Annotated in this window: 11 protein-coding genes; 2 read left to right on the top strand and 9 right to left on the bottom strand. The window is 43.3% G+C overall.

What is annotated here, in order from left to right; translation table 11 throughout:
* Positions 1-264 precede the first annotated feature (264 nt).
* The 6 genes from RMY32_RS23160 to RMY32_RS23135 all read right to left on the bottom strand — a co-directional run bounded on the left by RMY32_RS23160 (position 265) and on the right by RMY32_RS23135 (position 7,378).
* A complete protein-coding gene (locus RMY32_RS23160) occupies positions 265-906 on the bottom strand; it encodes a Uma2 family endonuclease (protein WP_322710655.1) in 642 nt (213 codons plus the stop codon).
* A 53-nt stretch (positions 907-959) separates the two neighbouring features.
* Positions 960-1,535, bottom strand: coding sequence for a Uma2 family endonuclease (locus RMY32_RS23155; RefSeq protein WP_322710654.1), 576 nt, complete (start codon positions 1,533-1,535; stop codon positions 960-962).
* Positions 1,536-1,901: 366 nt separating this feature from the next.
* Positions 1,902-4,331, bottom strand: coding sequence for an AMIN domain-containing protein (locus RMY32_RS23150; protein ID WP_322710653.1), 2,430 nt, complete (start codon positions 4,329-4,331; stop codon positions 1,902-1,904).
* 398 nt (positions 4,332-4,729) lie between these two features.
* Positions 4,730-5,494 (bottom strand): pilus assembly protein PilO, encoded by a 765-nt coding sequence (locus RMY32_RS23145; RefSeq protein WP_322710652.1) that lies wholly within the window; start codon positions 5,492-5,494, stop codon positions 4,730-4,732.
* On the bottom strand, positions 5,491-6,267 hold the full coding sequence (locus RMY32_RS23140; protein WP_322710651.1) for a PilN domain-containing protein: 777 nt from the start codon (positions 6,265-6,267) through the stop codon (positions 5,491-5,493). The genes RMY32_RS23145 and RMY32_RS23140 overlap by 4 nt, the downstream gene beginning before the upstream one ends.
* A gap of 4 nt (positions 6,268-6,271) precedes the next feature.
* Positions 6,272-7,378 carry a type IV pilus biogenesis protein PilM gene (locus tag RMY32_RS23135; protein ID WP_322710650.1) on the bottom strand — a complete coding sequence of 369 codons (1,107 nt, stop codon included), beginning with the start codon at positions 7,376-7,378 and terminating at the stop codon, positions 6,272-6,274.
* Positions 7,379-7,530: 152 nt separating this feature from the next.
* Here RMY32_RS23135 and RMY32_RS23130 point away from each other — a divergent pair, with 152 nt between their 5' ends.
* A complete protein-coding gene (locus RMY32_RS23130; RefSeq protein WP_322710649.1) occupies positions 7,531-8,829 on the top strand; it encodes a sugar ABC transporter substrate-binding protein in 1,299 nt (432 codons plus the stop codon).
* Between the two features lie 126 nt (positions 8,830-8,955).
* Here the strand turns inward: RMY32_RS23130 and RMY32_RS23125 are convergent, their stop codons facing one another.
* The 3 genes from RMY32_RS23125 to RMY32_RS23115 all read right to left on the bottom strand — a co-directional run bounded on the left by RMY32_RS23125 (position 8,956) and on the right by RMY32_RS23115 (position 11,336).
* The gene (locus RMY32_RS23125) at positions 8,956-10,245 is read right to left on the bottom strand and encodes a folylpolyglutamate synthase/dihydrofolate synthase family protein (RefSeq protein ID WP_322710648.1); all 1,290 of its coding nucleotides are present in this window, start codon (positions 10,243-10,245) and stop codon (positions 8,956-8,958) included.
* Between the two features lie 207 nt (positions 10,246-10,452).
* On the bottom strand, positions 10,453-10,578 hold the full coding sequence (locus tag RMY32_RS23120; RefSeq protein WP_322671746.1) for a photosystem II protein Y: 126 nt from the start codon (positions 10,576-10,578) through the stop codon (positions 10,453-10,455).
* Positions 10,579-10,808: 230 nt separating this feature from the next.
* Positions 10,809-11,336 carry a gamma carbonic anhydrase family protein gene (locus RMY32_RS23115; RefSeq protein WP_322710647.1) on the bottom strand — a complete coding sequence of 176 codons (528 nt, stop codon included), beginning with the start codon at positions 11,334-11,336 and terminating at the stop codon, positions 10,809-10,811.
* A gap of 239 nt (positions 11,337-11,575) precedes the next feature.
* On the opposite strand from RMY32_RS23115, the gene RMY32_RS23110 reads away from it, so the two are divergent.
* Positions 11,576-12,088 carry a TIGR02652 family protein gene (locus RMY32_RS23110; RefSeq protein ID WP_322693537.1) on the top strand — a complete coding sequence of 171 codons (513 nt, stop codon included), beginning with the start codon at positions 11,576-11,578 and terminating at the stop codon, positions 12,086-12,088.
* Positions 12,089-12,142: the final 54 nt, after the last annotated feature.

Raw genomic sequence — 12,142 nt, 5'->3', positions numbered from 1 at the left:
TTTCTCTAAAAAATCGTAGATTTTGCTCACTTTTTATCTGATATGGAAAATCCAATGCGAAATTTAACTCATAGCAAGCTTCTTTAGTAGCGAAGAGGGAAAACTTAAAGCTTCTCCCCTAGAAGGTTATCCATTAGTCACATGTTTCTTAACATTTGTGGGGCGATGCCTACGACGGTAAACTACGCTGCAAAAACTTTTTCTGGTGCATCCATTACGCGTAGCTTACCGTAGGGGTACAACGAACGTAGGCACTTAACAAACCTATTCCCTAGCAGAAATTTTCTGTTGCACCCAAGCCCGAAAAGCACGGGTAGTAGCAATTTCCCCATTCTTCTTAGCTTCTTGGATAAACTGAGGAATCTCCTTGACCGACACAGGTGCAAAAGTAGGGCTGGTTTCGACTTCTGAGTATTGCCCACCTGCAAGCGTGTATACTCGCAACACACTGCCGTTATAGCGCCAAAATTCAGGGACTTCCATCGCAGCATAAAGCCTCAGCTTGTCTATTGCAGACCTAGAATATTCCACTTCCAGCACCAGGTCAGGGGGCGGGTCGATAGCTATGTCAATATTTTCTTTATCTCGAACTAGCGCTTCATTTTGGATGTAATAGCTACTATCTGGTTCGGCTCCCCGCTGCAAATCATCCCGCATTAAAGTTAATGAACCAGCGCGTCTAATTTCCCAGCCCAACTCTTCGCACAACACGCCAACAAAAACCTCTATTAAGCGATTTGAGTTCTCATGCGGCATTTGTGGGGTCATAATTTCTACGGTTCCATTGTCATAAGCAAATCGGGAGTTACGATTTGAACCCATTTCAGCCAGCATGGTTTTAAATGTCTGCCAGCTGATATTTTGAAGTAAAACCCTATTTTCTGCGGATGTTGTTATTGCCACCATAGTTCAGTTCTTTGCAACAAACCTTTTTCCAGTACTGTATCCCTACGAACCTTTTACCAAATTCGTTGTATATTGAGTACAAAATCAGGTAAAACATTTTCGCCAGAAATAGTTTGAGGGCATTTTAAAACTTCCACATCTTGTCCTGGACGATAAATTTCTACTTCCTGTTTTTTTCGGTTAATCAACCAACCTAGACGACAACCATTTTCGATATACTCTTGCATCTTGTTCTGAGTTTTTTTCAAGCTGTCATTAGGCGAAAGTATCTCAATCACAAAATCAGGACATAAAGGAATAAATTTTTCTTTTTGTTCTTTAGTCAAAGCATCCCAACGAGATTTTTCCACCCAAGAAACATCTGGAGAACGGTCAGCCCCGGATGGTAAAGTAAATCCAGTTGATGAATCAAAAACTTCGCCCAATTTATTTTGGTCGTTCCAAAACCATATTTGAGCGTTAATAGTAGAATTACTTTTTCCTGTTTCTCCTCCCGTAGGTGGTATTATAATCAACTCTCCTTGGGCATTACGTTCTAATTTTAAATCTGGGTTTTCTTCACACAATTGATAAAATTGCTCTCTTGTCAGTTGAATTACAGAATTGAGGTTTAATGTAAGTGCTGTCATCAGAGTATTTACCTTTTTGTTAGCTGACTGGCTACAAATCTTCAGTTAAAGTTTTTTAACAAAAATTATAAATAACATTTTCACAATGGGGTTTTATTTGCAAAGTTTTTCAAACAAAGAAATTCAACAAAATCTAAAGCTTCCTCTTGTTTATCTTGTGGAAGAAAGTGCCACTTTGTTAATAACTCTTATTCTGAAATCATTAGTATTTACCCCCTACTATTACTTTTATTGTAATTGGGTATTTTTATTGTAGAATAACGTTTAAATTTAATCCTACTTGCGAACAAGAAGATCCCCGACTTCTTAAAAAAGTCGGGGATCTGAGCCTTTAGCAGAAATGACTCACTTACTCGTTATCTTTAATTATCTGCCAGGAACCTTCAACCCCCGACGCTCAAGGATTTGCCGCACTTCTGGGCTAGGGGCGTAGTTATAGCCGTATGAGGAGTTTTCAGAGTCGTCCATGATTTGAGGTGTGAGCAATACAATCACCTCATTGCGCTGATTCTGTCTGTTTGTATTTCTAAACAGCGAACCAATCAGCGGAAGATCACCCAAAATTGGAATCTTAGAGACAGTTGTCCGGTCTGCATCTTGAATGATGCCTGAAAGAATTAGTGTTTGACCATCTCTCAAGCGAATCGAGCCAGAATTAAGAGAACGCTCAGATACCAAGAATATTTGTTGGCTACCACCTCCTCCAACATTGATGGTAGCTGGAGCTTGGGGTGCTTTGACAACAGGAGCTACCGATAGAGAGACAAAACCGTTATCATCAATCCGCTCAATTTTGACAGCTAGGGTTAAACCTACTCGGTCTTTTTCCGCTGAAATCGTTTCTGTAGCAAGATTCGCATCGCGAACGATTTCCCTTTTAATATTGCCTACCACTTCCTGAGTCAGGTTGACATTAGCGGTTTGACCTTCCTGCACAATTAAGGTCGGGTCTGTCAAAATCTTGGCGTTGCCATTTTGGACTTGAGCCTGCAAGCTAGCGAGAAGACGTTTAGGGAACTGAAATAAACTTGGCAAAGACGCAACAGCTGAACCAAGAGTACCTTGTGCAATACTTGATGTGCCATCGGCGTTCCTTGTAATAATGTTATCGGTTGCTGGGGTGATACTAGAAAAACCTGGTTGTAGGGGGTTGCCAGTAGGCGCAACAGGTTGATAAAATAGTCCAGCTCCTGAATTTTGAACTCTAAAGAGATTGCCATTCGCGTCTACTACAGTCGTACCTGGGGTAGTTCCTGGAATAGCTACGTTTGTGTTGGGGTCAACGAAAGGCGTTCCCGTAATGGGATTCGGGATGACAGGTGTACTAGTCACACTGGTTGATGCTTCAGCTCTTGTAGCTGGTCTCGAACCACCAAAATTCAGAGATGCTGCACCGCCATCATTTGTAAAGTAATTGTTGCCAACCCCAAAAGAAAAGCTAGTGTTCTGGTCTTGGGTGTTCAACAGGTTAACATCAATAATCTTGACGTTAACTACGACTTGACGACGGCGGATATCAAGCTGAGTTAGTTGAGCCATCGCCATCTCAACTAGCCGAGGAGGGCCAATCAAGGTTAGAGAATTAGTACGCTCATCCCCTAATGCCTGTAAACCTCTAAGTAAAGGGTTAGAGTCTGTAAAAGTAACACGTTGAGTTTCAACTCTGGTTTCTGTGGTCGTCTGAGTTTGGGTGATAGGCGCAGCTCCAGCTCCAACAGGCACAGCATTAACGCTGGTAACTTGTCGTTCGCGGCTGACGGCACTTTCTGCTCCCAAGCCGACCAAAAAGTTTAGGGCGACTCCTACTGTTACCTGATTGAGTCGCAGGCTACGCATAACCATGTCACGGGTGGAATTAGGTAGTTTAGGCCCAACAAAAACCGTGCGATTACTGCGGTTAGCTTCCAAACCACTCAGGCGTAAGACGTAGTTAAACACATCTTGCACTGGCTCGTTTTCTATATCTAACGAGATTGTTTGAGAAACTGCTGGTGCATTAGCAGCACCTTGTTCACCTCCGATATAAGCCAGGTTCAAATTAGCAGCACGGGCAAGCAGTGACAAAACCTCACGCACCGGCGCATCTCGCAGTACTAGACGAGGTACACGTTCCTGAGTTGCTAAGTCAACAGTGCTAGGAGAAGCATCAGTATTAGAGATAGCAATATCTCCCACTGGTGGGGCGACGGCTCGAGGTAAGAACGGTGGAGCCTGACTCAGAGGTTGACCTGGGCCAGCAGCTTGTGCAGGTTGTCCGTCAATGGTGACTTGCGGGTTAGGAACGAGAACACCTGGATTTTGACCAGGTTGGGCTGGAGTTGTAACAGGTGGCGCTGTGGATGTTGGGGTTGTTGGGGCTGTTGGCGTTGGCGCTGATGCTGTAGTGCCTGTTGAAGGGCTAAAGCTGAGTGTAATTCCATTTGGCGATCGCATCACGGGTTGACTGCCAGGTGCATTGTTGCTCCCAATTACCGTCACCCGAATACTATTAGCATCAAGCTGACTAACCTCAACAGAGGCAATTCCTGGTGCTGGGTTATCTTGACGAAAGCTATTACCTTGTGGTAATCGTAATTGAGTGTTGATAACATCAGCAATTAAAGCCTTGCCTCTTTTTGTAGTGAAAACTTGGGGGCGCGACCCGGAAGAAGTTTTCAAAGCGACGTTAATTCCACCATTAACTGGATTTAACTGGACATCAGTAACTTGACTAATTTGTGCCGAAACTGGTTGAGCTGCCAAAAATACAAAAGCAGCAGTAGCTAAAATAAAACTATTACCGTGAAGCTGTTTCACAGTTCATTCCTCACCTTATAAAACCTTGTTTACAAACAATTTTGAGTAGGCGCTTAGAAACCACACGCCAATTGCTTATGGGGTTTCCCCATTGGCGCTAGCCTCTCTTTTTTGAAGAAGACCGCGTTGGCTTAACTACACGAGACTTTGCCCACCTACCCTGCAAAAAGACCAAGGGCGAAAGTGAGTTTCAAAATCCTCAATTATCGCAACAGTCAAGGTAGTTAGGACATCAACAGACGATAAAACTTAGACACAAAAAGGCTTTTCACCCAGTCCCCAGTCCCCAGTCCCCAGTCCCCAGTCCCCAGTCCCTTGCTATATTTCCTTAGTGTGTGGGAAGAGTTTGTCTACGCTTGTGTAGCCGCGAAATTCTATTCGTCCTAGCTCTAATTTGACTACTTTTTCGGGGCAGCTTTTGCTGCTGCCGCTATTTCTTCTGGACTAAGTGGCATCAATACCTGTAACTGGAATGATGTATTAATCGCTGCTGGGCCTACCTGCATCGGCGTTTTATCTAATGGGGATCTTGTCTCTACTGGAGCCAAAGTTGCTTGATAATCTTTAACTATTAACAAAGGCTGTAACCGCTCAATGTTACGAATTATCGATTGTGTTTGTTCATAAGTTGCTGTAATCTCAGCGCTGATAGTACTGCGTTGCAGCTTGCCGTCAACCCCTAGTCCTAGACTTCCATCGGTAATCGGTTCTGGTTTTTGGGAAATCGGCACATATCTCTTCAGTTTGGCTCTGACTGCATTAATAGAAGTTGCACTATTGCCAGACTCAATTAAGCGGTTCAAATCCAACAGTAATGTATCTAAGGTTTTTTCGTTAGCAAATAAACTTAAAACCTGAACTTTTTGCTGCTTTGCCTGTGCTAGTTCGTCTTTAACTTTGTCAATCTGTTTGATATTGGCTTTTTTTTGCTCAATTTGCGCTTGCAGTTCAAAGCTTTTGGCTTGCTGCTGCTGATAGCTTTCCCAAGCTGGCATCAGCAGGTTTAAAAATATATAAGCTGCTCCCGCTAAACCAACTACCCCTACCAAGATCCCAATAATTTTTGGTGTGAAGGCAATACCAAATACTACGGGTGCGGCTGGCGTTGCCTGATCGAATTCCCCACCTTGTTCGGAAAAATTTAAATCATCACTCAGCGTCATTTTGAAATGACTCCTGTTTGTTGCATATTACGAATTCGAGTTACTAACCCCACTGTGCCTTTTTTTTCCAACTCTCGAATTAATTCCGACGCTGGAACGTCGTTCATGCTCGATTGAATAGTGTATTTAACTACTTGAGGTGGCTTAATTACGACATTATTAGAAGATTGACTCGCACTTGATGTTAAGGGAGCATCTACTAACGCTGCTGTCAGAATTCTGGTTTCTGTGGGCTTCAAAAACTGAGATTGTTGTAAACTCAATAAGAAATCATTGACATCATTAAAGGAACGAGCCAATCCGTTAATTTCTAATCCCCCTGCGGGATTATTTGGTGGCTGACCTGCCGCTACTGCAATGGGTGGGATTTGCTTGATATTTTCGATTTGCACTGCCGTTGGGATGCGATCGCGCAAATCTTGCAGCATTGCTGACCAAGGTCGAATTTGGTCAAATACAGTTACTAAAGCTTGGGTTTCCCCTTTAATTGCCTTTGTCTCGTCTTTGATTTTATTAATATTTCCTATTTCTGTATCTAACCTCTTGCTTTCTTGATCTAGTTGTGCAATCTGACCATCTAATTCAACAATCTTCCCTTGCAGCAACCACCAACCAACTCCAAATAAAACCGGAAGACCTATACCTACTGCAACTCCTACATACAGTAATGTCAAATCCCCCGTAGGAAGTTTTAGGGCTATTCCTCGTTGTTTCTCTGGCTTTTTCTGGTATGCTGGGCGGTCTTTAAGAAAGTTAACATCTAGGCTGTACATTTTATTACACCTCCCGCATTCCTAGACCTAGTACAATCGCCAAGCCAGAACGTTGTACCTGTGGATATTTATCAGTGTCAACTTCCAAAGATAAAGACCCAATTGGATCTATTTGGGTAGTTGGCAAACTCAATCGTTGGGTAAAAAATTCATCTAGCTGTTGAAGTCCACCTCCTGGCCCGGCTAATAAAATCTGCGCTACCTCCAAATTTTCACTTTGATTCAGGTAAAAATCGATGGAACGGCGCAGTTCATCCGTTAGTTCCCCCAAGACTCTCAATATGGCAGCCATGCCAGGATCGAGTTCGGTAACGCCAGTTTTGCCGCCGTCTATAGGAGTTGCAGGAATAAGCATTCCGTGTAACAGTTCCATATCTCGGGATGTAGGTAAGCTCATTGCCCTTGCTAAGGCAGTTTGCATTTGATAAGTCCCGATGGGGACTGTGCGCGAAAATTGCGGCACTCCGTTAACGATGATGGCAATTTCTGTACTATCGAACTCGATATCAACTAGTACTGCTGCTTCTTGCGGCCCAAATTGTCGCAGTTGTTCGCGAATAGTCCGAATTAGAGCAAAACTGTTAATTTCTAAAACATCAATTTGTAATCCTGCCTGCTCGAAGGTACTTATATAGGTATCTGTAATCTCCTTGCGGGTGGCAACTAGGAGTACGTGTACTTTTTCAATGCCATCTTCATCTACAAAATACCCAAGTTTCTGATAATCTACATCAGCCTCTTCACGAGGATAAGGTAAATACAAACCTGCTTCATGGTTCAGCACCATTTCTCGCAGTTCTTTATCATCTAACTCTGCTGGCACTGGTATAATCCGAACGATAGAATCTCGTCCTGGGACACCAGTAGCAACGCGAGAAGTTTTGATTTTGCTCTCAGCTAGCGCTTGCTGAATTAATTGCGCCATTGCTGGAGGGTCGCTGATTTGACCATCGATAACTATCCCTTCTGGAACTGCTACCGATGTACAGATTTCTAGTTTCAAGCCTTGACCCTGCTTGCGTAGCTGAACTACATTCACCCGTTCGGGAGCAAGCTCAATGCCTACTCCTTTTTTCGATTTGCCAAACAGACTATTGAAGCTTTTTACCACAGTTGTGCCCGCTGGACTGCTAAATTGAAAATTTAAATTTGTTGCAGTAAAGGCGTTATATATTACGTCTTTACGGGTAATTTATTTAGCCTATAATCTCAACAATTCTGTCTAAGCTTTTCACACCGATCAAGCGTAAAAATACTGGGAAAATGATTCAATTGCGAAAATTTAAACAACTTGTTGCTTTGGTACTGCTTGGCTTAATAACCAGTTGGGTTATAAGTTGCAGCACAGGTAATGTTAATACAAGTACAAAACAAGCTACTTCAGGAGCGGGAACTGTTGAGTTTTGGACAATGCAACTCCAACCTCAATTTACCGACTACTTCAAAAGCCTAATTGCGAATTTTGAATCGCAAAATCCAGGTATAAAGATTAACTGGGTTGATGTACCTTGGGCAGCAATGGAGAACAAAATATTAACAGCTGTCTCCGCAAAAACGCCACCTGATGTAGTTAACTTGAATCCGGGTTTTGCTTCTCAGCTTGCCGGACGAAATGCTTGGTTAGATTTGGATGCGAAAGTCCCGAATGATATACGTTCCTCCTATCTGCCGAATATCTGGAAAGCAAGCACACTTAATGGCAAGAGTTTTGGGATTCCCTGGTATCTCACCACACGGTTAACCATTTATAACACTGATTTATTAAAACAGGCAGGTATCAATAAAGTCCCCGTAACCTACGCAGAATTAGCACAAGCAGCGCAACAAATTAAAGACAAGACGGGAAAATATGCCTTTTTTGTAACTTTCGTACCGCAAGATTCTGGTGAAGTGCTGGAATCTTTCGTGCAAATGGGAGTCACCTTAATAGATGCTGAGGGGAAAGCAGCGTTTAATTCAGCGCCAGGGAAAGCCGCGTTTCAGTATTGGGTAGACTTGTATAAAAAAGGTTTGCTTCCTAAAGAGGCTTTAACTCAAGGACATCGCCACGCGATCGATTTATACCAATCTGGAGAGACTGCGTTTCTAGCTTCTGGGCCAGAGTTCCTAAAAACGATCGCTAATAATGCCCCCAAAATTGCTCAAGCTTCGGAAATAGCACCTCAACTCACTGGTGACACAGGCAAGAAAAATGTCGCGGTGATGAACATAGTTATTCCTCGCGATAGCAAACAACCAGATGGCGCTGTGAAGTTTGCTTTATTTGTCACCAATGACGAAAATCAGTTAGCCTTTGCTAAAGCTGCAAATGTTCTGCCTTCTACAATCAAAGCATTGTCTGATAGTTACTTTAAAGATGTTCCAGCTAATGCTTCAACAATAGAAAAAGCACGGGTTATCACTGCCCAACAACTACAACAGGCAGAAATATTAACCCCGACATTGAAGGATTTTAATAAACTGCAAAAGGCAGTTTACGAAAACTTGCAAGCAGCAATGTTAGGGCAGAAAACTGTAGATAAAGCTGTAGAAGATGCGGCGCAGGAGTGGAATCAAAGATAAATTTGGGCATTGGGCATTGAGAAAGAGGAAGCAGGAGGCAGGAGGCAGTTCTTGCTGGAGGCAGAAGTTCTAAAATGTTTGAATGCGTGAATTTTGAATTGATTTCTCCCCTGCTCCCTCATCTCCCTATTTCCTATTCCTCATTTGTAAAAAGTCGCCGATTAAATAAAGGGAACCACACAAAACGATTAAATCGTCTGTGGTAGTGGTTGAGGTTGCAGTCTCTAATGCTGTGAATAAATCTGGATGGATTTGGCGATCGCTTAATTCGGGACAGAGGCTGTAAGCTAGATTTGATAAGTAGTCTAGATCCGCAGAAGTTCTTCCGGGCCAGGGTTCTACTGGTATTGGCACTAAATAAAGGCGATCGCCTGGTCGCAGTAATGTGGTAAAAATATCAGCATGATCCTTATCGGCAAACATTCCCACAATCCAATTGACGGGCTTATGGTTAACTGCGTCTAAGCTATCAACATATTGGCGAAGAACTTGAGCGGCGGCGGTATTATGAGCGCCATCAAGTAATAATTTATGGTTGTTCCAAGTAATCCATTGCATCCGCCCTGGCCATTTAGTTTTAGCCATACCGTTAATTATGGCTTCTTGTGAAATCTGCCAACCCTGTTGTTGGAGAATTTCTAAAGCAGCTATTGCCAAAGCCGAATTAGTTAACTGAATTTGTCCTGCTAACGGCAACGGATATTTAATTAAATTAGAATTTTGAATAGTTTGATATTCTGCCCATCCTGTAGCGATTTCACGGGCGGGTTGAGGCGTAAAAATTGGGCATTGTAATTCTAAGGCGCGCGATCGCACCACTTGGTCTGCCTCTGGTGGTAATAGTCCAACCACAACGGGACATCTAGGTTTAAGAATACCTGCTTTTTCTCTAGCAATGTCAGCGACAGTAGGCCCAAGTTGTTGCCAGTGTTCCCGGCTAATGGAAGTAATGAGTGTAACCAAAGGTTCCAAGCAGACATTGGTTGCATCTAAGCGCCCTCCCAGTCCCACTTCTACCACAGCCACATCAACTTGCTGCCGAGCAAAATATAACCAAGCAGCCGCCGTAATTACTTCAAACTGAGTTGCCGATTCGTCCTGATGACGAATAACCGCTTGGACTTTTTCTAATAATTGACTCAATTCCTCAGAGGAAATTTGCTGTTCGTTCAGACAAATACGTTCCGTCCAATCAACTAGATGGGGTGAAGTGTAGCGTCCTGTACGATAACCAGCCTCTGTGAGTACTGAGGAAATATAGGCACAGACTGAACCTTTGCCATTAGTGCCAGCAACATGAATTACCGGGACTTGGTGATGGGGATTGCCGAGATTTGCCAATAGGTTGACAATGCGATCGAGTCCCAAATGGACACCAAAGCGTTGTAGGGGTTGTATTACAGAATCGATATCCAAGGAATGGGAGTGGGAGAAATCAATTCAAAATTCAAGTTGCGCTTCTAGCGCACCAAAGGTGCGACTCAAAATTCAAAATTGAATAAAAAGATTGGGAAAGATGTAGCTTTAGCTTCTTACAGGGTAAGACACAAGCGGATAGGGGGACAAGGGGGACTACTAAACCCAATGCCCAATGCCTAATGTCCCCATGCCCCATTAATGAATTTAAGCTTCTCTATCGAAAAAGCCTTGAAATTGTCTTAAAGCCGCAGCGCCAATATTAAACACTGCCCAACTAGCAGCAATGACTACTGGTGCTAAAACGATCGCTATACGAAAATCGATATCCATATCTAAGAACCCCTCTTTTAAGTAGAAATTAAAGTTTTGTCAACAGCTCTCATTTTTATTTTTAGCTGAAGTGGGCAATTTTTCCAAATCCAAAATGTAAAGAATGTTTAAATTATGGGGCATTGGGCATTGGGCATTGGGCATTGGTTATTAATTCTTCTCCCCCTGCCTCCCCTGCCTCCCCTGCCTCGCCTGCTCCCCTGCCCCCCTGCCTCCCTACTCCATACTTTCTAAGCCTTGCTAAAACCAATATCAGTACCCTTACCAGCATGAACTAAAGCTAACTTTTGGTAACGTTTAGCGTGTTCAATCAGTTCTGCGGCTTCAACATCTGTTACTTGCCGTAATACTTTACCTGGAATACCGACAACTAATGACAAAGGCGGTACATTTTTAGTTACCACTGCGCCAGCACCAATAATGCTTCCAGCGCCCACTCGTACCCCATCTAAAATCACTGCGCCAATGCCAATCAAACTTCCACGTTCAATGTAAGCAGAATGTACTACAGCGCGATGCCCTACGGTAACATGATCTTCTAAGATTGTTGGAAAACCAGCATCACCATGTAAAATTGCACCATCCTGAATATTTGTGCATTCGCCAATTTCAATTTGTTCTACATCTCCCCTCACCACTGCTCCATACCAAATGCTCACTCCTGTTGCTATATTTACCGAACCCATAACAACAGCATTGCCCGCAATGAAGGCAGCTTGAGAAAAATCAGGAGATGTCCAGTAAGAAGCGGTAGACACGATAGAATATGAATATGGTACCCAGGAACACTGGAGAAACTCCAACCTTTGAGGCTGGTTGCACAACCAGGATATCACAGCGTTAAGCCTCTATGCTGAGGAAAACACTAGTGAACAATGTTCCTGCCGCAACACCGTGTCTATGCAGCAGCGAGCAAGTAACCCAAAGTGGTTGAGCCGAAGTGTATAATCCAACCCACTAGTGCTGGTGAAGACAAAACTATGTTTGTACGCACTTCATGATGAATCCAGGTTTGCAGTACCCAATGTTTGGGCCGGAAATACAGTGTCCCCATTGTCGCCAGACTATTCCGGCGTTGACACTCACAGATACCTATCTGTGTCCGCGTCATGGCGCGTTTGAAGCTAATCCGAAAAATGGAGAGTTAATCCATTTGCAATCGGGGCGTCATTGGCGGAGGTGGAATAATGAATGGTATAGACAACATACTCATCCTGATGGTATTCGCTTTGAAATTCACGAAGCATTAGACAAGCTCTATACCCAAGGTTTTCGAGCAACACGAGTAATTATTGCTCGACGCTATCAGGAATTGATGAGTGGCTACTTAGAACGTAGCACGCCTTGGCGTTCTGGACAATCAGAAGCTACTGCGGCGCGTTTGTACGGTTTACCCGTGGAGTTTAGCCCCGATAGCTCAGATGATGCCTGTTGGGAAGTGATTAATTTTGACTTGGAAAAAGAGCCTGGTGTCCCTGTACGCTACCCTTATTTCAGGTTGTTTGAGTAATGGTCATTTGTCATTAGTCATTTGTCATTAGTGAATAACAAAGGACAAATGACT

This window comes from Nostoc sp. ChiSLP03a (assembly GCF_034531215.2).
GTDB lineage: Bacteria > Cyanobacteriota > Cyanobacteriia > Cyanobacteriales > Nostocaceae > Nostoc.
This window is presented reverse-complemented; position numbering and strand designations above follow the sequence as displayed.